The following is a 22840-nucleotide window of genomic DNA, read 5'->3' on the forward strand; positions in this document are numbered from 1 at the left end:
TCCACGGAAACACATTTACAGGACATTTGCCTCATGACCGAAGTTTCACTTTCCCAGAACGGCGCCGTGCTGACGCTGCACACGCCAGAAGGCGCCAGCCGGTTCCACGCGATCTGGCTGCGCGACAACGCGATTGATGGCGCGACGCGGGATGCCTCGAACGGGCAGCGGCTGATTACGATGGCGGACCTGTCGCTGAACGCCACCGTGCGCGCGGCGGCGGTCGAAGGTGACACGCTGGCGCTGACGTTTGACCCTGATGGGCATGACGCAACCTATGATCTGGGCTGGCTGGCGGCACATGCCTATGACCAACCGCAGGCCCGCGAGCCGGGGCAGTTGGCCGACGGGGTCGAGGCCTGGGACGGTGCGCTGAACACAGCCGTGCCCTCGGGGGATTATGCCGCGCTGAGCAGCGACGATGCGGCGCGGCGCGACTGGCTGGAGATGGTCCGGCGCTATGGGTTTGCCAAGGTGACCAACCTGCCGGTGGAAGAGGGCAACCTATATAAGATCGTCGATCTGTTCGGCTATGTGCGCGAGACCAATTACGGGCGGCATTTCGAGGTGCGCACCGAGGTCAACCCGGTGAACCTCGCCTTTACCGGGCTGGGCCTGCAGGCGCATACGGACAACCCCTATCGCGACCCGGTGCCCTCGATCCAGGTGCTGTCGTGCCTCGACAACTCGGCCACGGGTGGCGAGAACATGGTGGTGGACGGCTACGCCTGTGCGCTGCGGTTAAAGGCGGAAAATCCGGCGGGATTTGACCTGCTCGCCAAGTATACCGCGCGGTTTTCCTATTCCGGCAGCGCTGGCGTCAAGCTGCAGTCGCGCCGTCCGATGATCGAGCTGGACCCCGATGGCACCCTGCGGGCTGTGCGCTTCAACTCGCGCTCGATTGCGCCGCTGGTGGACATTCCGTTTGAGGACATGGAGGCCTATTACGCCGCCTATCGCCAGCTGTCGGACATCATTGATGACGCAGCCATGGAGGTGGTGTTCAAGCTGGAACCGGGCGAGGCCTTTGTGGTGGACAACACCCGCGTGCTGCATGCCCGCAAGGGGTATTCCGGTGAAGGCAGCCGCTGGTTGCAGGGTTGTTACGCGGATAAGGACGGTGTTTTGTCGACATTGGCCGCCCTGGAGGCAAGCGCATGAGCCAGCCGGATTTCAGCACCCTGACCAAAGACAACATCGTTGCGTTTCTGGGGGACATTTTTGACCGGCGCGGCGGCGAGGAATACCTTGGCGAGGCGGTGACCATGGCCGAGCACATGTTGCAGGGCGCCACGATTGCCGAACAGAACGGCATGCCCGAGGATGTGATTGTCGGCGCGTTGCTGCATGACATCGGGCATTTCACGTCTGAGTTTGGCACCTATGCGCCCACCGACACCGAAGACCGGCACCACGAGGATGCCGGTGCCGAAGTTTTGGCACCGTTCTTTCCGTCGGTCATCACCGATTGTGTTTTGTACCACGTGGCGGCCAAGCGGTATCTCTGTGCCACCAAGCCTGAGTATTTCAAGCGGCTGTCCCCGGCCTCGGTCCATACGCTGGAGTTGCAGGGCGGGCCGATGTCTGCCGAAGAAGTGGCCGCGTTTCAAAAGAACCCGAACCTCGAAAAGATCATCCAGGTGCGGTATCTGGACGAAGCGGGCAAACGTGCGGATATGGAGACGCCGGGTTTTCAGCACTTTGCGCCGATGGTGCAACGGCTGGTGGATGCGCATTGCGCGTGACGCCCTGGCGATTGACCCAACGCCAGAGTGCGCAAGACGTCCGCTAGTCGGCGATGCCCGCCTTGCTGTCCCAGTCAATCTCTGGCTGTTGACCCACGATGTCATGCGGATTGTGGTCACCGTCGTTGACATAGTATCCATAGCGGATTTCCGCGAAGTCCACGGTCTGCCGAATGCCCGGCATCTGGAATACCTGCCGCGTGAAGCGCCATAGGTGCGGGTAGTCGACCAGCCGTTTTCGGGTGCAGCGAAAATGCGTGGCATAGACCGTGTCGAACCGCACCAGCGTGGCGAATAATCTGACATCGGCCCCCGTCAGCCTGTCTCCGAACAGATAGGTTTTGCCGGCAAGGCGGTTTTCCAACGCGTCCAGAGTGTCAAAGACCAGATCGACCGCCGCGTCATATTCGTCCTGCCGCTGGGACTTGCCCGCGCGGTAGACAGCATTCGACAGGCCGTCAAAGATATACTGCGTCAGCGCGTCGATCTCATCCCCGAGATGGTCCGGACGCAATGACATCTCGGGGCTGATGGCGTCAAAGGCCAGGATGATGTCTGCCGATGAGTTGGACAGGATTGTCTCGGACTGCGCGTCCCACAGGACCGGCACCGTCGCGCGGCCGGTGTAGACAGGGATCGTCGCGGTGTAGAACTGATGCAGGTGCTGATAGGTTGATCGTTTGGGAAGAGGCCCGCCCGGCAACAGCCCATAGCCCTGGCGGCGTGGACCTCCGGCCCATTGAATGCCAATCTGGTCCCCCAGCCCCGAAAGCACCAGCGCGATGACGGCACCGTGCGACCACGGGCAGCTTGCCGAGGCGATCAGGAAAAAGCGGTTTTGCTGCGCACCCATGCTGCCAAGCAGCTCTGGGTTGATAGATGTCGGCAGCGCACTTTGCTCGCGACGGTATGTGCCCGACACCATCGAACGATCCGCGGTGTCGTCCCAGTTTCCATTGATGAGCATACCCATGTGCGCCTACCTCGCTGTTTCCAGTGAAGATAGGCACTTGCCCCGGACAATAAAAGCGGGGCTCAGCCCGGGCTGGCTGTTCCGCCCAGCGCACGGGCCTGGGCAAAGGACAACAGGCGGCGGGATTTTTCGTCCCAGAGATGCAGACGGGCGTTGCCAAGGCTTTGGCGGATGGTCATGCGATTGCCCTCGGCCAGTTCCCTGTTGTCGCGCAGCACTTCGGGCAGGCGATAGAACGGGATGCGGCTGTAGAGGTGGTGCACATGGTGGATACCGATATTGGCGCTGAACCACTGCAGCGTGGCAGGCATCACGTAGTGCGAGCTGCCATGCAGGGCGGCATCATGCATTTGCCAGTTCTCGTCCGTGTCCCATTGCGTGGTCTCGAACTGGTGCTGGACATAGAACAGCCACATGCCTGCAGTGGCGGCCAGAAGGGTCGAGGGCAGGAAGATCAAAAGCACCGGCATCAGCCCACCGAAATACAAAACCAGCGTCAGGCAGACAAAGATCGAGATATTGGTGCCCATGGCGCTGATCCAGTAGCGGCGGCTGTCCATCAGGCCAAAGGGCAGACGGTTTTGCAGCAGGAACAGATAGCCCGGCCCAAAGCCGAACAGGACAACAGGGTGGCGATACAGGCGATAGCCCAGTTTCTGCGATCGGCTCAGGCCCTGATACTCGGCCACGGTCTTGGTATGGATGTCACCGATGCCGCGTCGTGTCAGATTGCCGGCGGAACTGTGGTGGATGGAATGGGTACGCCGCCAGACGTCATACGGCGTGAGGGTGAGCACCCCCAGCACGCGCCCCAGCCAGTCGCTGGCTTTGCGGCTGCTGAAAAACGCACCATGGCCGCAATCATGCTGGATCGCGAAAAGCCGCAGGAGAAATCCCGCGTTGCACAGGGAGATCGCCAGTGTCAGCCAGTAGCTGACAGACAGCGACCACCAGGCCAGCGCCCATAGGGCGACAAAAGGCCCGAGGGTGATGGCGAGCTCGTAAACGCTGCGCAGGAGGCTGGGCTCGCGGTATTTCGAGAGGACTTTGACCCATTCTTTCGGGTCGCGTGTCTGAGAGACGTGCGGTGTAGAGTCGGAGATATCGAACATGCGCCTGTTTTTCAAAGGTCCGGGGACATCCCCTGCAGATGCCCTACACGAAGTCACCCGTTTCGCAAATGCGCGATTGCGGCACAGGGGGCAGTTTATTGCCCTCACGGCAACTTTTTGCCGCCAAACTCGGCCAAAGGCACCGGTTGCCGCCCGATGCGGGCGTCGGAATCCATGCCCGCCTGCCGCTGTGCGACACAGAAATCGTCGATTGTGCGATTGCCCAAAACGAGCGCATCTGACGACCGTAAGACCCTGTCATTGGCTAGAGTTGTGGTCTTCGCCCTTGCTCTTCCACATGAAGATAAGCCATCGAAAGGATGGTTGCCGTCAGAGCGCTGTTGAAGAGGCCCAAGATGGTAATGGTGACGGACCAGAGCGCGTTGATTGGTGTCACTTGCGCAAAAGCCTGTGGCTCAGGGGGAATGATCCCCTTGTTCTGCAACACGATGACCAGAGAAAACAGGCATACCCCATAAAGACCGGGCCCGAGGATCAGCCTCCACAGGACAAACCAAAAGCTTTGGCGTGAGCGCCGGAGGGCTGCGCGCAGTCCCACTGATGTTCCCACGGTCGCCGCCGGGATCATTGTGCCGAACAGAGCGAGGAAGAGACCAAACGCAACCAACATTATGAGCGTGGAATATCCTGCCGCCGAAGTTCCATACGGTTCGTTCAGCGCGTTGAACGAAACGAAAAAGACCACCACAATTGCGGCAACAGGAAGCCCGTAGGCAAACCAGAAGTTAAAGGTCGGCTTACCGCCCGGTGGTATGCTGCCGAACGCCGACACACGGATGCCTTTGAGCGTGGTGAAGTGGAAGTTGAAGATCAAAAAACCATAGACAAAGAATTTTGGTACAAGGCCTTTGATGGCGCTGGTGGCTGCCCAGATGTCGAAGGCAAACAAGATAACCGATGTTGCCAGGATAAACTGCCAATAGACACGGAATAGTTGAAGGGCGTATTTGTACATCGGACCGGATGAGTTGGGTACGTGCGGCAATAGACTCGCCGTATCAGCCAGTTACCTCATCTTGGAACTCGCCACAATCGGGTATTGCCTTTACCGTTCACCTTTACAGATTTTGAATTCTATCCCGGAATTCAGACTACTGCCGCCCGATCAGCGCTGCGTAAAAGTTGATGCCCGCCTGGATGTTGTCGATCGACAGGCGCTCGTCGATGCCGTGAAAGCGGGTGAGGTCGTCGCCGGTGATCTGGAAGGGGTTGATGCGATAGGCGGCGTCGGCGGCCTTGGCATAGTGGCGCGCGTCGGTGGCGGCGATGGTCAGGCCGGGCACGGTGGCGATGGGGCCAAAGGCGTCGCGGATTGCGGCCTGAATGTCGAGGTAGCCGGGGCCGGAGCTGTCTGAGACCGGTGACGCGGGCGAAGCAAATTCGCGGTTCACCTCGATCTCGATGCTGTCGTCGTCAATCGCGTCGCGCACGTGCTCGATGATGCTGTCGACGGTGTCGCGCGGATGGATGCGGAAGTTGATGGTGGCCACGGCGCGGGTGGGCAGGATGTTTTCCTTGGGCGAGCCTTCGAGCATGGTGGGCGCGGTGGTGGTGCGCAGCATGGCGTCGGTGGAGGGCGAGCCGGAGAGGATACCGGTCAGCACCGGATCAAACAGCCAGCGGTTGGCAAAAATCGCGCGTTTGTCGAGTGAGAAATGACGGCCCAGCGCGTCGAAGAATTCCGCCGAGACGCCGGTCAGGCCGCCGGGTACGGGGTTCTTCTGAAGGCGGTACACAGCGCCTGCCAGCTTGCCCACGGCGGTGTCACGCGGCGGCATTGAGGAATGTCCGCCGCCCGAGGTGGCGACGAGTTTCAGCGTCACGTAGCCTTTTTCCGAGAGGTTGATGCTGGCCACCGGCACGTCGAGGCCGGGAATGATGTCGTCCAGCACGAAAGAGCCTTCGTCCAGCGCCCAGGCGAGGCGGATGTTGTTGGTGTTGAGATAGTCGGCAACGGCCTGTGCGCCCTTGCCGCCGGTTTCCTCATCGCCGCCAAAGCTGAAATAGATCGTGCGTTTGGGGGTGAAGCCATCGGCGATCAACTGTTCGACCACGGCGACCATGGTGATCAGCGCGCCCTTGTTGTCGAGCGTGCCGCGGCCCCAGACATAGCCGTCTTCGACCACGCCGCCATAGGGCGGGTAGGTCCATTTGATGAAGGACGCGATTGGGACCACGTCGTAATGGGCTGCCAGCAGCACCGGTTGCAAGTCTGGATCACTGCCCTGCCATTTGTAGAGCGGGGTCACCGGGTCCAACTCGACCCGCTCCATCGTGGCGTGGAAGCCGGGGTAGCTGGTGGCGAGAAAGTCGAGGAAGGCGCGGAAATCGGGGCGCGTCATGTCGGTGGAGTCGGTTTCGAACTGCACCGCGCGGGCCAGTGTCGCCACGGTCTTGTCGAGGTCGGCGTCAAAGATGAAGCGCTCGGATTGGGTCACGGTTTCGGGTTTGTACATCATGGTTCTGATGCCGATCACCGCCACCAGTGCCACGACAATCAGCAACAGCCCTGCCAGAATACGTTTCATCATGATCCACTCCTCCGCTGGTCAAGAGCCTGCCCATTGCGGCGCGTGCTGTCACGGCTGACTTGGCGTCAAAAACCTGTCGAATTCGGCCATAGACGACAAATGCCTGACGCATTCAGCCTTGCACCGGGTCAATGGCAGGCTACCGTGAGGGCACAAAAAGGGAGAGAACCTATGCGCGTGCAAGAGTTGGACGTCATCATCACGGCCCCACCGGCCCCCGGTTGGGGTGGGCGGTACTGGATCTTTGTGAAGGTCACCAGCGACACGGGCGTGGTGGGCTGGGGCGAGTGCTATGCGTCTTCGGTTTCACCCGAGGCCATGGGGCCGGTGATCCGTGATGTGTTCGAGCGGTATTTCTTTGGAGAAAACCCCGAAAACATCGAGCGTATCTTTCGACGCACCTATTCCTCGGGGTTCACGCAGCGCCCTGATCTGACGGTGATGGGGGCCTATTCGGGGCTGGAAATGGCGTGCTGGGATATGGTGGGCAAGGATCGCGACCGCCCGGTCTATGCGCTGATCGGTGGTAAGATGAACGACCGGCTGCGGGCCTATACCTATCTCTACCCCCTGCCCGATCAGGACATCAACACCTTCTGGTCCTCGCCCGAGATGGCGGCGGAAAGCGCAGCTGCTGCGGTCGACAAGGGCTATACGGCGGTGAAGTTTGATCCCGCCGGCCCCTATACCATGCGCGGCGGCCATATGCCCGCGATGAATGACATCACCAAGTCGGTGGCGTTCTGCAAAGCCATTCGCGAGGCTGTGGGCGACAAGGCAGATCTGTTGTTCGGCACCCATGGGCAGTTCACCACGGCGGGGGCGATCCGGCTGGGCACGGCGCTGGAGCCCTATTCGCCCCTGTGGTTCGAAGAGCCGATCCCGCCGGACAATTATGCCGAGATGGCCAAGGTCGCGCGCGGGGTCACCACACCTGTGGCCACGGGCGAGCGGCTGACCACCAAGGCCGAGTTTGCCGAGGTGCTGCGTCAGGGTGCGGCCACGATCCTGCAACCGGCGCTGGGGCGTGCGGGCGGCATCTGGGAGATGAAAAAGGTCGCGGCCATTGCCGAGGTCTATAACGCCCAGATGGCGCCGCATCTCTATGCCGGGCCCATTGAGTGGGCCGCCAATATCCAGCTGGGCGTGTCGATCCCCAACTGTCTGCTGGTCGAAAGCATCGAGACAGATTTTCACTATGGGCTGATCAAGTCGTCGTTCCGGGTGGAAGACGGATTCATCGAGGCTCCGACGGAACCCGGTCTGGGCATTGAAGTGGACGAGGATCTGGCCCGTGCGCATCCGTGGACCGGCACCGGGCTGCATCTGGAAATGCAGGATGCGCCTTGTAACTATGCTGAGGGCAACAATTTCGAAGGTGGCGCACCGCCGATCGAGGACTAGCCCCGATATGCGCAGTGAGCGGGACAAGATGGCGGCAGGTGAGTGGTACACCTGTCTGGATGACGAACTGGAGGCGATGCGTCAGACCGCGCGATCTGCCGTGCATCAGCACAACACCTTGCCGCCAGAGCAACGCGGGGCGATGGGGCCGGACCTCGCCCGGCTGCTGCGCGTGGGCGACGCCTATATCGAGGCGCCGTTTCATTGCGCCTATGGCGTCAACATTACGTTGGGCCATCAGGTCTATCTGAATGCGGGCTGCACCATTCTGGACTGCGCGACCGTCTCCATTGGAGACCAGTGCCAGTTCGGGCCAAACGTGCAGATTTACTGTGCGGAACACCACAAGGATCCGGTCAAGCGCAACGTTGAGGGGCTGGAAAAGGCCCTGCCCGTGCGGATCGGCAACCGTGTCTGGGTTGGCGGCGGCGCGATCATTCTGGCGGGTGTCACCATTGGAGATGGTGCGGTCATCGGGGCTGGCAGTGTTGTCACAAAAGACGTGGCCGCGGGCACAGTTGTCGTGGGCAATCCGGGGCGGGTTTTGGAGCAGGGTTGAGCCTGCGGCGGGGTGATACTAGCATCAGTGAGCCGGACAGATTGCAGATCTCGTAACTTGCGTCGCCAGAGGCCTGGCCAGTTGCCTTGTGGGAACAGGCGCGCCCTGCCAGTACGGCATGGGACCTATTCGTAATCCACCACTGTGCTGGCGGACAGGATGTAGGTCGAGGACACTGGCGCGATACCATCGCTGAAGTTGATGGCCTGACGGTTCAGGTCGGCGGTCAACGCGCCCTCGACCCAGACCGCCGAAAACAGGCCGTCGACCTCGATCCCGTCTGCATAGGTCACATGCACCACCTGATTTGCCGGGGGGGCCGGGGTGTGGATGCAGGCCCCGATTGTCGGCACCAGCAGAAACTCGATCACCTTTTGTCCATCAAACTCGAGCGGCAGCACATAGCCCGGAATGCGGACGTTTTCGCCGATCAGTTCCTCATTGGGCGAGGTGTTGGCCTTGGTGCGGGCCTTGATCAGGATATCACGCTTTTCCATGAGATCCTGAAAGTCATGCCCGGCCTCGGCCAGCCGGTCCATGGCGCCCTCGGCCAGTTCGCGAAACTCGGGGTTTTGCTGTTGCTCGGCCGAGGCGGTGGTCCACTTGAGCTGAACCCGCAGGTCGGTCATTTCCTCGTAGGTCAGGTATTCAAAGGGGTTCTCCACCTCTTCCACCTCGGGCTGGAGATCACCCCAGCCGATCTCTTTCGGCTCTGCGGCCAAGGAGGGCCCTGCCAGCGCAAGAGAGATCAGGAGGGTCAGCGCTGGCAGGTGTTTCATGTCACTCTCTCACAGTCTCAGGTTCAGCCCGTCGTTGACGGTCACGCGATAGACGCGCAGGGCGGGCAGCAGGCTCGACGCCACCCCAACCGCGAAGATCACCCCAAGGAGCCGCAGCTCAGACACCACGGGCAGGCCCGGCGCGAGGTCGATCCCCACGCGTTCAGACAATATCGGAGCCGAGACCGTCTGCACAAGATAGAGGATCACCACACCCCCCAGAAGTCCCGCGATTGTGATCAGGGCCGCTTCGACAAAGAGCAGCGCACCGATCTTGCCGGGTGTGGCCCCGACGGCGCGCAGGATGGCAAACTCGCGGCGGCGCGCCTCGAGCGTGGCCGAGAGCATGGTGAGCATGCCCAGGATACCTGCCACCACAACGGCCATGGCGACGATGCGCAGGGTGCGTTCGGCGATGCCGGTGATCGACCACAGCTGCAGCAGCGCCGCGCCGGGCAGAACGGCGGTCAGCGGCTCGTCCTCGTACTCGGCAATCCAGCGCTGCACCGAGAGGGTCTGGGATTTCGAGGTCAGGCCGATGAAGACGGCGTTGATCTGATCCGGAGTAGCGCCGTGGTCATGAGGGTCGTGGTCGTGGGCGTCATGGTCATGGGTGTCGTGCTCGTCGGCGTGGTCATGGCTGTCGTGCTCGTTGGTGTGATCATCTTCCGTCAGCTCTGTTGCCATCATCCCCTCAAGCGGATCAGCGGCGGGTTTGTCGGTCACATGCAACAGGGCAAACCCACTGAGGGGGACATAGATCATCCGGTCAACCGGGGTGCCGGTCGCAGCCAAAATGCCGGTTATGGTAAAGGGGTGGTCATCGTGATCTTCGCTGCGCACCGGGCCAGAGCCATGGGCAGCGATCAGCGTCCCGCCAACCGAAAGCCCCGTGCTGCGCGCCACTTCGGCGCCCAGAATGGCGGATTCAGTGCCATCGAACCCAACGCCATCCACCAGCGTCAGCTGTTGCCCTTTGCCATAGCTGAAATGTTCAAAATAGGCCTCGGTCGTGCCGATAATGGGAAAGTCGCGATAGGTGTCACCCATCGCCAACGGCACCGCCCATTCGGTTTGGGGCAGTGCCTGGAGGTTTTCATAGGTTTCCCAGCCAAGGCTGTTCGAGGTGAAGCCGACGCCATAGGCCGTGGCCAGCAGGATCTGCAGGTCACTGCCGCGCGATCCCACGATCAGATCGACACCGGAAATGGTGCTGGCAAAGCCCTCGCGGGCGGCGTCACGCAGGCGTTCGATCCCGAGGATCAGCGCCACAGACAGCGCAATCGCCAGCACCGTCAGAGCCAGAGAAAAGCGGCGGTTGGCCAGGGAGAGACAGGCGAGTTTCAGCATGATGCGCCCTCGGCCTGCGGGACAGTGTTGAGGGCGGTGAACTCGAGGCTGCGCGAAAACGACGGCTCGAGTGTGCGGTCATGGCTGACGAACAACAGCGCTGCGGCGCTTTTTTTGCACTCGGACAGGAACAGATCGACGAACTCTGCCTTGAGGTCACTGTCGAGCGCCGACGTCGGTTCATCCGCGAGCACAAGGTCGGGGGACCCGATCAGGGCACGGGCGGCAGCCACGCGTTGTTGCTGACCGACGCTGAGGTCGCCGGGACGGCGGCGCAGCATGGCCTGATCCCCCAGCCCGAACCCGGCGAGCAGGTCGCGCGCGGCGGTTTCGGCATTGCCGCCGCCAGCCCGCGCCCGGCGGGTCGGTGAAAAACGGCAGGGCAAGAGCACATTGTCGAGCACGGACAGATAGGGCACGAGGTTGAAGACCTGAAAGACAATGCCCAGATGATCGGCCCGCAGCTGGTCGCGGGCGGCGCTGCGCATGGCACCGATATCCTGCCCCGCGACAGACACCATGCCGGGTTGTGTCTCGATCACCCCGGCAATCGCGGACAGAAGCGTGGATTTGCCGCTGCCGCTGGGCCCGCGCAGGAACACCGACTCGCCCGCCGAAATGGTCAGGTCCCTGATCGACAGGACCGGCGCCGTTGTACGCGGCCACGCATAGCTGAGATCGCGAATCGCGAGAACGTGCATTGGCTGATCAGACATGGCGTTTTACCGAGTGCTCCCAAGGGTCATGTGCGCCTGCATCCGGTTTGGTGGACTGGCTTGAATATAATGTAATAACATATCATTTCATTTTGCCAAGTTGTTGATGTTTTGTGCGCGCCTCAGGATGAAAAGCACAGATCCTGGCGTTGTCGCGTCATATCACAGTCAATCTCGCCATGCTGAAAAAGCCATGTTATACCCAAGGAAAGACCATAGGAAGACGCGCACGTGAATATGCAGACACCCCCTGCCCCGCCTGCGGAAATGGCGCGCAGCGCCGCTGCAGCCGCAGCCTATCTTAAGACGCTGGCCCACGAAGGACGGCTGATGATCCTGTGCCATCTCGGCTCGGGTGAAAAGTCGGTGGGCGAGTTGGAGAGCCTGTTGGAAATCCGTCAGGCCGCGGTCAGCCAGATGCTGGCACGGCTGCGCGAAGAGGGGCTGGTGAGCACGCGGCGCGATGGCAAGACGATCTATTACAGTCTGGCCGACAACAACACGTCGGAAGTGATTGGTATGCTCTATCGGTTGTTCTGCGGACCGGCCGAGGGTTAAGAGTTGGCCCCACGCGGCCTGCCCCCCCTGTTTGAGACTTGGTTTGCCAGCAAAGGCTGGCAGGCGCATCCGCATCAGCTGGAGATGCTGGCGCGCGCCGATGCGGCCTGTCAGTTGCTGATTGCACCCACGGGGGGCGGCAAGACCATGGCCGGGTTCCTGCCGACGCTGGCCGATCTGGCCGAGGGCGCGCATCAGGGATTGCACACGCTCTATATCTCGCCGCTCAAGGCGCTGGCGGCGGATATCAAACGCAACCTGCGCACCCCGGTCGACGAGATGGGGCTGTCGATCCGTATCGAGGATCGCACCGGGGACACCTCGCAGACCCGGAAAAAGGCGCAGCGGGTGGACCCGCCACATATCCTGCTGACCACGCCCGAAAGCCTTGCGCTCTTGACCTCGTACGAAGATGCGCCGCGCATGTTTGCCGGGTTGCAGCGGGTGATCGTGGATGAAATCCATGCACTGGCCGAAAGCAAACGCGGCGACCAGCTGATGCTGGCGCTGGCGCGGTTGCAGTCGATTTGCCCCGGGATGCGCCGGGTGGGTCTGTCGGCCACGGTGGATAAGCCGGACGAAATTGCGGGGCTTTTGGCGCGGCATCCCGATCCTTGTGACATTCTGGTGGCGGACCCCGGACCGGACCCCGATATTGCCATGCTGGTGACAGACGAACCGCCTCCCTGGTCCGGCGGTGGTGCGGCCTATGCCATTCCCGCCGTCATGGCAGAGGTGAAAAAGCACAAAACCACGCTGATCTTTCACAACACCCGCGCGCAGGCCGAGATTTTCTTTCACAACCTGTGGCTGGCCAATGAGGACAGTCTGCCCATCGGCATCCACCATGGCTCGTTGGATCGGGTACAGCGCGAGCGGGTCGAGGCGGCGATGGTGCGCGGCGATCTGAGGGCGATTGTCTGCACTGGCAGTCTGGATCTTGGCATCGACTGGGGCGATGTGGACCTTGTGATCCAGGTGGGCGCGCCAAAGAACGTGAAACGGCTGGTGCAGCGGATCGGGCGGGCCAATCACCGCTACAACGCGCCGTCCAAGGCGCTGTTGGTGCCCGCCAACCGATTCGAAGTGGTCGAGTGCGTGGCGGCGCTGCAGGCGGTAGAGGCGCATGATCTGGATGGGGAAACCCGCGGGCCGGGTCCGCGCGACGTCCTGTGCCAGCATATCCTGTTGCGCGCGGCCTCGGGGCCGTTTGAGGCCGGGGCACTGTTCAAGGAGATGACCAGCGCCGGGGCCTATGCGGGGCTGAGCCGGGCCGCGTTTGACGATTGCCTCGATTTCTGCGCCACCGGGGGCTATGCGTTGCGCGCTTATGACCAGTGGCAGCGGCTGCAGCAACGCCCGGATGGGCAGTGGCAATTGCGCGATCCCCGTGCCGCAGCACGGATACGGATGAATGCGGGCACCATTCAGGACACCGACACGCTGAAAGTGCGGTTGAAACGCTCGCGCGGCGGCAAGCCGTTGGGTGAGATCGAAGAGGGGTTTGCCGCCTCGCTGACCCCCGGCGACACATTCCTGATCGGCGGGCGGATCGTGCGCTATGAGGGGCTGCGCGAAATGACCGTTGAGGTCACCCGCAATGCCACCAGGAAACCCAAGATTGCCACGTTCATGGGCACCAAGTTCTCGACCTCGACGCAGCTGTCGCAGCGAATCCTGCGGTTGTTCCAGCAGCAGGACTGGCCCGAGTTGCCGGACCACACGGCCGACTGGCTGCGCCTGCAACGCGACCTGTCGCGGTTGCCGGAACCAGACCGGCTGCTGGTCGAGAGCTTTCCCCGCGATGGGCGGGAAAACCTGTGTGTCTACGGGTTTGCCGGACGTAACGCGCAGCAGACGCTGGGCCTGTTGCTGACCAAGCGCATGGAAGAGATGGGGCTGGCACCGATGGGGTTTGTCGCCACGGACTATGCGACGCTGATCTGGGGGCTGGATGCGGTAGGCGATCCGGTGCCGCTGTTTGATCCGCAGGCGCTGCGCGACGGGCTGGACGGGTGGCTGGCCGGAAACTCGCTGATGAAACGCACCTTTCGTGGGGCGGCGACAATTGCGGGGCTGATCGAGCGCAACACGCCAAGTGCACGCAAATCCGGGCGGCAGGCGACCTTTTCCAGCGACATTCTGTATGACACCCTGTTGAAATACGATCCCGACCACCTGTTGATGCGGATTACTCGGGACGAGGCGATGCGCGGCCTGGTGGATTTTGCCCGGATCGACGAGATGCTGGCCCGCATTGACGGGCGTATTGATCTGGTGCGCCTGGACCACGTGACGCCGCTGTCGGCCCCGCTGTTTCTGGAAGTTGGCAAGGTGCGCGTGGATGGCGAGGCAGAGGAACGGCTGCTGGCCGAGGAAAGTGCTGCCTTGATGCGGGATGCCGGGCTGACGATGTGACGCGCTGGCCCCTTGCTACGGACGTCGAATCGCGTCACCAATTGAACCATGACAGGTCTTCCTTTCACTCTTGCTGGTGCGCAGCTGACGGCTCTTGGATCGGGCGCTTTGTGGTGGGAAGAGCGCAGCATTTTATGTGTCTCGGATCTGCATCTGGGCAAATCCGAACGCATGGCGCGCCGGGGCGGGACCACCCTGCCCCCGTATGAGACACAGGATACATTGATCCGGCTGGAAAACGACCTGCAACACACCAACGCAGGCACCGTGATTTGTCTGGGCGACAGTTTTGACGACATGGCCGCAGTCGGAGCCCTGCCGGAAGAAGACCGGTTGTGGATATCGCGGCTACAGGCCGGGCGGCGCTGGGTCTGGATCGAGGGCAACCATGATCCGGGACCGATCGGGCTGGGCGGGTCCCATCTGGCTGAGTTGCCGCTGCCGCCGCTGACCTTTCGCCACATCGCGAAGCCGGGGAAAAGCGGTGAAATTTCAGGACATTACCACCCCAAGGTCAAAGTGCAGACACGGTTGCGCACAGTGTCTCGCCCGGCGTTTCTGTTTGACAGTGACCGGGTGATCCTGCCCGCCTATGGCACCTATACCGGGGGATTGCGCAGCACGGATGCGGCGTTGAAGGGCCTGATGCGCAAAGAAGCCCGCGCCATCATGACCGGACAGACACCACGGCTGGTGGCGATGCCACGCTAAAGCGTTTTGTCTATCATCTGGGGCGCAGGTTGAAGGCAAAAGGCTTTAGAGGATGCCGGCCTCTTCCAGCTCGGGACGGTAATTGCGGCTGACAGGGATGCGATTTCCGTTGGTCAGTTGCAGGAAGACGCGGGCATTTTCACGCTCGACACCAGAAATGGCCGCATGTGCCACCCAATGCGAGCGATGCACGCGATACCCCTCGACCCCATCCAATTCGCCCAAGGCATCACGAAACCGCATGCGCACGGAATGGGACCCGGCGCAGGTGTTGACCTCAACCAGGTGATCCTGCACCGAGAGATGCAGAACAGATGACCCCTCGGCCTGGGGGAGACGCTGCAAAAGGCGTGGGGGGTCTGGGGTCTCGTCAGGCTTCGGCTCTTCCTGGGCCGACAGCCCCGAAAGTGCCGCCAGGGTCAGGTATTTGGTCATGGTCGCAGCAAAGGCGATCAGGGTCACAAAACTGAGGAACAGGCCAAAGCTTGGCACATGTTGCCCGCCCCAGACCGACATATTGGATATCAGCCAGACATCTGCCGTAATCACCACAATGGCAAAGCCAGAGCGCAGGATATCGCGGGTCAGGGGTTTCCCTTGTGTCCAGAACATGTTGACGATGGCGACGCAGCCATAGCCGAGCGGCACGGAGGTCAGCGAAATCAAGCCCCAATAGGCCAATCTCTCACCGCTGGACAGTGCCGAATAGGTCCCAAACGGCCCCGCCACGACGGCGACAACCGTCGCTACGACCCAGATTGTAAGACAAACCGGCGACAGAACAGTCGCAAAGGTTTCCTTGAGGATTGTCATCTTGGTCTGGGTCACTCGCGTGCGATATCCCCTGCTAAAAAGTGACGGTTGCCAGGGTCGGCTCCCCGGTTCAGATTGACCCTAAGACTGAATGGTTAAGCCTTGGCCAAAAAGGGGAATTCCCGTGGATTTGTCACCGGTAATAAGAAAAAAGATTAGCGACAGCTTTGCGGCTCAGTCGATGATGAAGACGATGGCTGTCGAAATTGTGAATATGGATAAAGGTCTTGTTACTTTGGCCTCCCCGATCTTGACGGGTTGTCGCCAGCAACAGGGTTTTGGCCATGCTGCATTGACGTTTGCATTGGGTGACACCGCCGCGGGGTACGCGGCGCTGACGGTAATGCCGGAGGATATGGAAGTGTTGACCGCTGAAATCAAGGTCAATTTGCTGGCACCTGCCACCGGAGACCGCCTGCGGGCCGAAGGCCGTGTGATCAAGCCGGGGCGACGGTTGGTGGTGGTGCAGTCAGATGTCTATGCGCAAAGCGCGAATGGCGAAAAACACATCGCCATGTTGACCGGCACCATGGTGCCCGTCGCAACGGGCTGAGTGGCGCGGGTGATGGTAGGTCGGACAAATTTGTCCGACCTACGAAAGGTGTCTCAGGCGGTCAGGCCTTCGGGCTCGGCCAGACCGTTGGCGCGGCAGCAGGCTGTCACGGTGTTGGCCAGGAGGCAGGCAATGGTCATCGGACCGACGCCACCCGGCACCGGCGTGATCGCACCGGCCACGGCGGCTGCGCTTTCATAGTGTACGTCGCCCACAAGACGGGTTTTGCCCTCGCCTTTTTCCGGCGCGTCGATGCGGTTGATGCCCACGTCGATCACGGTGGCACCTTCGCGGATCCAGTCACCCGGAACCATTTCGGGGCGGCCTACGGCGGCAACCACGATGTCGGCGCCACGCACCACTTCGGGCAGGTCCTTGGTGCGGCTGTGTGCGATGGTCACGGTGCAGCTGTCACCCAGAAGAAGCTGCGCCATCGGCTTGCCCACGATGTTCGAACGGCCAATCACCACGGCATTCATGCCCGAGAGCGATCCATGGTGATCGCGCAGCATCATCAGGCAGCCGAGCGGGGTGCAGGGCACCATCGATTTCTGACCGGTGCCCAGCAGGCCGACATTGGAAATGTGGAAGCCGTCGACGTCTTTTTCCGGCGCGATAGAGTTGATGATGAGGTCTTCGTTCAGATGACCCGGCAGCGGCAGTTGCACCAGAATGCCATGCACCGAAGCGTCGTTGTTCAGCTGGTCGATGACCGCCAGAAGATCTTCTTCCGAGGTGTCAGCGTCCATTTTGTGCTCGTAAGAGTTCATGCCGACTTCGACCGTCTGCTTGCCCTTGGAGCGGACATAGACCTGGCTTGCGGGATCTTCGCCCACCAGCACCACGGCCAGACCGGGGGTAATGCCGTTTTCTTCCTTGAGACGGGAGACGTGCCCCGCCACTTTTTCGCGCACCGTGGCCGCAAAGGCCTTGCCGTCGATTACATGTGCCGCCATTTTGCTTTCCCTCTTACTCGGCCCGGATCACTTGCGCCTCGCGCGTGATGGACCAGTCAATCAATTGCCGCCAAAGGGTCTCGGTCAATGCGGGGTCCAGCCCCTGTGCCTTGGCCGTCTGGCAAACCTTGTCGACCACCTCTTCAACACGGTCAGGAATGCGGGCGGGCCAGCCGTTGGCCTGTTTCAGCTCGATCGCGCGGTCGATGTAGGTTGCACGTCGCGCCAGCATTTCAACAAGGTCCCGATCCAATGCGTCGATTTCCGCGCGTAGCGCCTGCATCGACTGGCAGTTTTCCGGAGGTGTCAGCGTGGTCATGGTTCGTCTTTCTGCGGTCCGGCGTTCCCGAACCGCAGAAAGCGCATTTTTGGGCTTAGAACAAGCCTTCGATCTCGCCTGCGTCATTGAGGCAGATCGATTTCGCCGCCGGCGTGCGTGGCAGGCCGGGCATGGTCATGATTTCACCGCAGACAACCACGATGAAACCGGCGCCTGCCGACAGGCGCACTTCGCGCACGGGAACCGAGTGACCGGTGGGTGCACCGCGCAGAGTCGGGTCGGTCGAGAACGAATACTGCGTCTTGGCCATGCAGACCGGCAGGTTGCCGTACCCGGCCGCTTCCCAGTCTTTCAGCTGGTTGCGGATCTTCTGGTCGGCAAGCACTTCGTCAGCGCGGTAGATGCGCTTGGCGATGGTGTCGATCTTGTCGAACAGCGACATCTCGTCGGGGTAGATCGGCGCAAAGTTGGCAGCGTCCGCATCGGCGATTTCCGCCACGCGCTTGGCCAGATCTTCTGAACCTTCCGAGCCCAGTTCCCAGTGACGCGACAGGATCGCTTCGGAGCCGTGCGAGTCAACGTAGTCCTTGACCGCCTGCACTTCGGCGTCGGTGTCGGTGACGAAGTGGTTGATGGCAACCACAACCGGTACGCCAAAGGATTTGACGTTCTCGATGTGACGGCCGAGGTTGGCGCAACCGGCTTCAACCGCTTCGACGTTTTCTTCGCCGAGGTCCGCCTTGGCCACGCCGCCGTTCATCTTCATCGCGCGCACGGTGGCAACCAGCACCACAACCGAAGGCGCGATACCGGCTTTGCGGCACTTGATGTTCATGAACTTCTCAGCACCCAGGTCGGCGCCAAAGCCCGCTTCGGTCACGACATAGTCGCAAAGCTTCAGCGCGGTCTTGGTGGCGGTGACCGAGTTACAGCCGTGGGCGATGTTGGCAAACGGGCCGCCGTGTACAAAGGCCGGGTTGTTTTCCAGGGTCTGCACCAGGTTCGGCTGCATCGCGTCTTTCAGCAGAACGGTCATGGCGCCATCCGCACCGATGTCGCGGCAGTAGATCGCTTTGCGCTCGCGGGTGTAGGCCACGATGATGTCGCCCAGACGCTTTTGCAGGTCTTCCAGATCGTTGGCGAGGCAGAGGATCGCCATGACTTCGGAAGCCACGGTGATGTCAAAGCCGGTCTGACGCGGGAAGCCGTTGGATACGCCGCCAAGCGACACAACGATGTCACGCAGGGCGCGGTCGTTCATGTCGACCACACGACGCCAGGCCACGCGGCGTTCGTCGATTTCCAGCTCGTTGCCCCAGTAGATGTGGTTGTCGATCATCGCCGACAGAAGCGAGTGCGCCGAGGTGATGGCGTGGAAGTCACCGGTGAAGTGAAGGTTCATGTCCTCCATCGGCACAACTTGTGCATAGCCGCCGCCTGCAGCGCCGCCCTTCATGCCAAAGTTCGGACCCAAGGACGCTTCGCGGATACAGATCATCGCGTTTTTGCCGATGCGGTTCAGGCCATCGCCCAGACCCACGGTGGTGGTGGTCTTACCTTCGCCCGCAGGGGTCGGGTTGATCGCGGTCACCAGGATCAGCTTACCGTCTTCACGGTCCTGAACCGAGTTGATGAAGCTCTGGCTGACCTTGGCCTTGTCGTGGCCGTAGGGCAGCAGGTCATCTGACCCGATCCCGATCTTTTGACCGATTTCCTGAATCGGGCGTTTCTTTGCCTCGCGGGCAATTTCGATATCACTCTTGTAGCTCATGGCGGTTCCTGTCCCGGACGGTGAAGGGATTTACTTTGTGGACATAGGCATACCGTCAACCGCCGCTGACGCAGGTTGCATTTCCGACATTTCCCACGCCTGTTGCGTCGGTTGCGACAGGGAAGGTTTCTTTTTGGAAACGTATTTTTGCCGAGACCCGGGAGGGCGCCCTATTCCGCGCGGGCCGATTCCAAATGCGCCCAGGCGCGTTGGTCGGGGATATGCAGCCGCAGAATGTCACCGACAGCCAGCGTGCCTTCGCGCTCGACCCAGGCCGTGACACCGCGTTTTTTCAGGGCTGCGGTCTTGAAAGCCTTGCCGTGTCCGGGGTTTTGTTTTTCGATCACGCGGCCCGGCAGGACGCAGGGGCGGTTTTCCATGTCCACCACCAGGCAGGCGCCATTGTCAGCCTGCAGACGCGAAGACGGTGGCACATGGGTAAAGTCCGGAATACCACGCAGGATCATCGAGGCCCCGATCCAGGCGGGGTCGAATTCGTCAATGCCGAGAGTATCGGAAATCTCTTCCAGTTCCTCTGCCGAGAGAATCGACACCTGACGTGTGTTGGCAATGGTGGTGCCGCGCGGGTGCTGCGCCCTGACACGGCTGCAAGAGGCCCGCGTGAGACCCGCATGGCAATCCTCGGGGATGCCTTCGAAACTCAGGTCCATGGCGTCAAGCGGCTCGGCGCTCAGGTCTTCGACGCTGTCGGCCACACGGCCGAGCCAAAGGATTTCAGCAAAAAACTCGGTGGGCAACAGGGCGGGCATATCACGATCTCGGGTCAGTGCGTCACAGGACGCGCAGGGTGAAGAACAGGCGGCGGAACGGAAACAGGCAAGAGCCATCGCCGCGCAACGGGTAGTGCGGGGCAATAATCGCTTCATAGGCGTCGATCAAGCGGTCTTGGTCGCCTGCGTCCACGGCGTTGAGGAAAGGCCGCGCATAGGTGCTTTCGGTAAAGCGGCGCACGGGATGGCCCCGGTCGGAGGCGTCCAGGTGCTGGTGATAGGTGACTTGCCAGACATTCACGTCACCCAGCGGCGACAACATATCGAAATACTGTTCTGGCTCCAGAACCATTGGACCCTGATCTACCTGCTGGTCGCCAAACAGACCGGCAAAAGCCTCGTTCCAGCCAGCATGCGAGATGGCGGCATTCTGATGCGGCATTTGCACGGCCAGCACGCCACCAGCGGGCAACAGGTCAGCCAAACGGGGCAACAGCCGGTCATGATCCCCCAGCCACTGCAGGGCCGCGTTGGAAAAGATCAGTGCAGGCGTAAGGTCCGGATGCCAGGTGGCAATGTCGCCCTCTTGCAGCACGGCATAGTCCCGCGCCTCGGCGGCTTTTTCCAGCATGGCGGGCGAATTGTCGACGGCCACGATCTTGCGGCGCGGAAAACGTGCACCCAGCGCAGGGCCCATCACGCCATTGCCGCACCCAAGGTCCACCACCGTGCCATTGGGCAATTCCCCCACACGCGACAACAGGTCGAGCGCAGGCTGCAAGCGCAAACCCCGGAACCTGTCATAGGCCCCGGGGTTCCAATCTTGTTGTGTCGTCTCAGACGTCATGCAGAGGGTTCCGGCTCCATCCCGCCCTCGCCCGAGGGCTTGCTGCGGGGCTTGGTTTTCGGAATGGCGGTCACGCTGGGCGCGCTGCCTTCGTCGGCGTCGTCACCATCGTCTTCGGCATGGGGCGGTTCACCCTTCATGACGCGCTTGATCTCGTCGCCGGTCAGGGTTTCGTATTCCAGAAGACCCTCGGCCAGACGTTCCCATTCATCCTTGCGTTCGAGCAGGATTTCCATGGCGCGGTCATAACCGGTCTGGATAAAGCGCTTTACCTCTTCTTCGATCAGCTCTTTGGTATGGGCCGAGACCGAGAAACCGGCGGTGTTGCCGCTGTAGCCTTCGTGGGCTTCGGCGTAGTCGATATTGCCGACCTTGTCCGACATGCCCCAGCGCATCACCATGGCGCGCGCCAATTGGCTGGCCTGCATGATGTCACCGGCGGGACCGTTAGAGACGTGGTCCTCACCATACTTGATCACCTCGGCGGCTTTACCGGCCATGGTCATCGCGAGGCGTTGTTCGCATTCATCACGGTGATAGTTCAGGCGGTCCATTTCCGGCAGAGATACCACCATGCCCAGCGCGCCACCGCGCGGGATGATCGTCGCCTTGTAAACCGGGTCACATTCCGGCAGGGCGAGGCCCACAACCGCGTGGCCCGCTTCGTGATAGGCGGTTTTCTCTTTCTGGTCCTGGGTCAGCACCATCGAACGGCGCTCGGCGCCCATCATGACCTTGTCCTTGGCAGATTCGAAATCTTCCATAGTGACAAAACGGCGTCCCACACGGGCTGCCATCAGCGCTGCCTCGTTGACGAGGTTCGCCAGATCGGCACCGGAAAAGCCCGGTGTACCCCGCGCGATGATGCGCAGGTCCACGTCGGGACCCAACGGGGTCTTGCGGGCGTGCACACCGAGGATTTTCTCGCGGCCTTTGATGTCGGGGTTGCCGACAGTCACGTTGCGGTCAAAACGGCCCGGACGCAGCAATGCAGGGTCCAGAACATCCTTGCGGTTGGTCGCGGCGAGGATGATGACGCCTTCGTTGGCCTCAAACCCATCCATCTCGACAAGCAGCTGGTTCAATGTCTGCTCGCGTTCATCGTTGCCACCGCCGTAGCCTGCGCCACGATGGCGACCCACGGCGTCGATTTCGTCGATAAAGACGATACAAGGCGCGTTTTTCTTGGCCTGTTCGAACATGTCGCGGACACGGGATGCACCGACACCGACGAACATTTCCACAAAGTCCGAGCCAGAGATGGTGAAGAACGGCACACCGGCCTCGCCTGCAATGGCACGTGCCAGAAGGGTTTTACCGGTGCCCGGAGGGCCCACCAGCAATGCACCCTTGGGAATCTTGCCGCCAAGGCGCGAGAATTTCTGCGGGTTGCGCAGGAATTCCACGATCTCTTCCAGCTCTTCCTTGGCCTCATCAATGCCCGCGACATCATCAAAGGTCACGCGGCCTTGTTTCTCGGTCAGCATCTTGGCCTTGGATTTGCCAAAGCCCATGGCGCCGCCTTTGCCACCGCCCTGCATGCGGTTCATGAAGTAGATCCAGACACCGATCAGCAGAAGGAACGGCAGAAGCGACAGGATGAAGGACTGAAAGCCCGACTGCTGCTGGCTTTCCGCCTCGACCGGAACCCCGGATTCAAGCAGGAGCGAGGTGACCTCGGCGTCCTGCGGCATGATGGTGACAAAGTCGCTGCCATCACTGGACTTGTAGCGAACCTGTTCGCCGTCGAGCGTTACGCTGGAGACCTGCCCGGCCTCGACAGCTGCAACAAAGTCGGAGTACCCGACCGCGCGGCTTTGTAGCGTGCTGTTGCCGCCACTGAACAAGTTGAACAGGGCCAGGATCAGCAGAAACAGAACCACCCAGAATGCGATATTGCGTGCGTTGCCCAAGGCAATTTCTCCCAGTCGTCGGTCTACGCCGTCCCTATCACGGCAGACTGTACTGTTAAATAGACATCACGACAGCATGTTCAATGCGAATTATCGCAT

Annotated in this window: 23 protein-coding genes; 8 read left to right on the top strand and 15 right to left on the bottom strand. The window is 61.2% G+C overall.

Annotated elements, in window-relative coordinates; translation table 11 throughout:
• Positions 1 to 33 precede the first annotated feature (33 nt).
• Entirely contained in the window at positions 34 to 1161 is a 1128-nt protein-coding gene (gene tmpA / locus EK369_RS13950) for a 2-trimethylaminoethylphosphonate dioxygenase (protein ID WP_127114881.1), read from the top strand.
• Positions 1158 to 1745, top strand: a complete 588-nt coding sequence (gene tmpB, locus EK369_RS13955; protein ID WP_127114882.1) for a (R)-1-hydroxy-2-trimethylaminoethylphosphonate oxygenase — start codon at positions 1158 to 1160, stop codon at positions 1743 to 1745. The genes tmpA and tmpB overlap by 4 nt, the downstream gene beginning before the upstream one ends.
• A gap of 43 nt (positions 1746 to 1788) precedes the next feature.
• On the opposite strand, the gene EK369_RS13960 is transcribed toward tmpB, so the two are convergent.
• The 5 genes from EK369_RS13960 to EK369_RS13975 form a co-directional block, all read right to left on the bottom strand.
• Positions 1789 to 2718: a glutathione S-transferase C-terminal domain-containing protein gene (locus tag EK369_RS13960; RefSeq protein WP_127114883.1), complete on the bottom strand. Its 930-nt coding sequence runs from the start codon at positions 2716 to 2718 to the stop codon at positions 1789 to 1791.
• Positions 2719 to 2780: 62 nt separating this feature from the next.
• Entirely contained in the window at positions 2781 to 3830 is a 1050-nt protein-coding gene (locus tag EK369_RS13965) for a fatty acid desaturase (protein WP_127114884.1), read from the bottom strand.
• A 104-nt stretch (positions 3831 to 3934) separates the two neighbouring features.
• Entirely contained in the window at positions 3935 to 4057 is a 123-nt protein-coding gene (locus EK369_RS22310; protein ID WP_268920615.1) for a hypothetical protein, read from the bottom strand.
• A 38-nt stretch (positions 4058 to 4095) separates the two neighbouring features.
• Positions 4096 to 4806: a hypothetical protein gene (locus EK369_RS13970; RefSeq protein ID WP_127114885.1), complete on the bottom strand. Its 711-nt coding sequence runs from the start codon at positions 4804 to 4806 to the stop codon at positions 4096 to 4098.
• Between the two features lie 136 nt (positions 4807 to 4942).
• Positions 4943 to 6382 carry a M20 family peptidase gene (locus EK369_RS13975; protein WP_127114886.1) on the bottom strand — a complete coding sequence of 480 codons (1440 nt, stop codon included), beginning with the start codon at positions 6380 to 6382 and terminating at the stop codon, positions 4943 to 4945.
• 171 nt (positions 6383 to 6553) lie between these two features.
• On the opposite strand from EK369_RS13975, the gene EK369_RS13980 reads away from it, so the two are divergent.
• Positions 6554 to 7786 (top strand): mandelate racemase/muconate lactonizing enzyme family protein, encoded by a 1233-nt coding sequence (locus EK369_RS13980; RefSeq protein ID WP_127114887.1) that lies wholly within the window; start codon positions 6554 to 6556, stop codon positions 7784 to 7786.
• Positions 7787 to 7793: 7 nt separating this feature from the next.
• The gene (locus tag EK369_RS13985; protein WP_127114888.1) at positions 7794 to 8345 is read left to right on the top strand and encodes a sugar O-acetyltransferase; all 552 of its coding nucleotides are present in this window, start codon (positions 7794 to 7796) and stop codon (positions 8343 to 8345) included.
• 125 nt (positions 8346 to 8470) lie between these two features.
• Here EK369_RS13985 and EK369_RS13990 read toward each other — a convergent pair whose 3' ends face one another.
• From EK369_RS13990 to EK369_RS14000, 3 genes are read right to left on the bottom strand one after another with little or no spacing between them, the layout of a single operon-like run.
• The gene (locus tag EK369_RS13990) at positions 8471 to 9124 is read right to left on the bottom strand and encodes a DUF3299 domain-containing protein (RefSeq protein ID WP_127114889.1); all 654 of its coding nucleotides are present in this window, start codon (positions 9122 to 9124) and stop codon (positions 8471 to 8473) included.
• A 9-nt stretch (positions 9125 to 9133) separates the two neighbouring features.
• Positions 9134 to 10474 carry an ABC transporter permease gene (locus EK369_RS13995; RefSeq protein WP_127114890.1) on the bottom strand — a complete coding sequence of 447 codons (1341 nt, stop codon included), beginning with the start codon at positions 10472 to 10474 and terminating at the stop codon, positions 9134 to 9136.
• The gene (locus tag EK369_RS14000; RefSeq protein WP_127114891.1) at positions 10468 to 11190 is read right to left on the bottom strand and encodes an ABC transporter ATP-binding protein; all 723 of its coding nucleotides are present in this window, start codon (positions 11188 to 11190) and stop codon (positions 10468 to 10470) included. The genes EK369_RS13995 and EK369_RS14000 overlap by 7 nt, the downstream gene beginning before the upstream one ends.
• Before the next feature lie 237 nt (positions 11191 to 11427).
• Between EK369_RS14000 and EK369_RS14005 the strand changes: the two genes are divergently transcribed.
• From EK369_RS14005 to pdeM, 3 genes are read left to right on the top strand one after another with little or no spacing between them, the layout of a single operon-like run.
• Complete coding sequence (locus EK369_RS14005) at positions 11428 to 11748, top strand: ArsR/SmtB family transcription factor (RefSeq protein WP_235871433.1); 321 nt, start codon at positions 11428 to 11430, stop codon at positions 11746 to 11748.
• 3 nt (positions 11749 to 11751) lie between these two features.
• On the top strand, positions 11752 to 14166 hold the full coding sequence (locus tag EK369_RS14010) for a ligase-associated DNA damage response DEXH box helicase (RefSeq protein WP_127114892.1): 2415 nt from the start codon (positions 11752 to 11754) through the stop codon (positions 14164 to 14166).
• A 48-nt stretch (positions 14167 to 14214) separates the two neighbouring features.
• Positions 14215 to 14877 (top strand): ligase-associated DNA damage response endonuclease PdeM, encoded by a 663-nt coding sequence (gene pdeM, locus EK369_RS14015; RefSeq protein ID WP_127114893.1) that lies wholly within the window; start codon positions 14215 to 14217, stop codon positions 14875 to 14877.
• A gap of 45 nt (positions 14878 to 14922) precedes the next feature.
• On the opposite strand, the gene EK369_RS14020 is transcribed toward pdeM, so the two are convergent.
• The gene (locus tag EK369_RS14020; protein ID WP_127114894.1) at positions 14923 to 15705 is read right to left on the bottom strand and encodes a LytTR family DNA-binding domain-containing protein; all 783 of its coding nucleotides are present in this window, start codon (positions 15703 to 15705) and stop codon (positions 14923 to 14925) included.
• 115 nt (positions 15706 to 15820) lie between these two features.
• Here EK369_RS14020 and EK369_RS14025 point away from each other — a divergent pair, with 115 nt between their 5' ends.
• Entirely contained in the window at positions 15821 to 16243 is a 423-nt protein-coding gene (locus tag EK369_RS14025) for a PaaI family thioesterase (RefSeq protein ID WP_127115002.1), read from the top strand.
• Positions 16244 to 16296: 53 nt separating this feature from the next.
• Here EK369_RS14025 and folD read toward each other — a convergent pair whose 3' ends face one another.
• From folD to ftsH, 6 genes are all read right to left on the bottom strand, one after another.
• Positions 16297 to 17199, bottom strand: a complete 903-nt coding sequence (gene folD, locus EK369_RS14030; protein ID WP_127114895.1) for a bifunctional methylenetetrahydrofolate dehydrogenase/methenyltetrahydrofolate cyclohydrolase FolD — start codon at positions 17197 to 17199, stop codon at positions 16297 to 16299.
• A 13-nt stretch (positions 17200 to 17212) separates the two neighbouring features.
• Complete coding sequence (locus EK369_RS14035; protein ID WP_127114896.1) at positions 17213 to 17518, bottom strand: chorismate mutase; 306 nt, start codon at positions 17516 to 17518, stop codon at positions 17213 to 17215.
• Between the two features lie 55 nt (positions 17519 to 17573).
• Entirely contained in the window at positions 17574 to 19250 is a 1677-nt protein-coding gene (locus EK369_RS14040) for a formate--tetrahydrofolate ligase (RefSeq protein WP_127114897.1), read from the bottom strand.
• Between the two features lie 170 nt (positions 19251 to 19420).
• Positions 19421 to 20020: an MOSC domain-containing protein gene (locus tag EK369_RS14045; protein ID WP_127114898.1), complete on the bottom strand. Its 600-nt coding sequence runs from the start codon at positions 20018 to 20020 to the stop codon at positions 19421 to 19423.
• A 22-nt stretch (positions 20021 to 20042) separates the two neighbouring features.
• Positions 20043 to 20828 (bottom strand): methyltransferase domain-containing protein, encoded by a 786-nt coding sequence (locus tag EK369_RS14050; protein ID WP_127114899.1) that lies wholly within the window; start codon positions 20826 to 20828, stop codon positions 20043 to 20045.
• Entirely contained in the window at positions 20825 to 22741 is a 1917-nt protein-coding gene (ftsH, locus tag EK369_RS14055; protein WP_127114900.1) for an ATP-dependent zinc metalloprotease FtsH, read from the bottom strand. Before ftsH ends, EK369_RS14050 begins: the two co-directional genes overlap by 4 nt.
• Positions 22742 to 22840: the final 99 nt, after the last annotated feature.

Source organism: Shimia sediminis, assembly GCF_003990645.1.
Lineage (GTDB): Bacteria > Pseudomonadota > Alphaproteobacteria > Rhodobacterales > Rhodobacteraceae > Shimia > Shimia sediminis.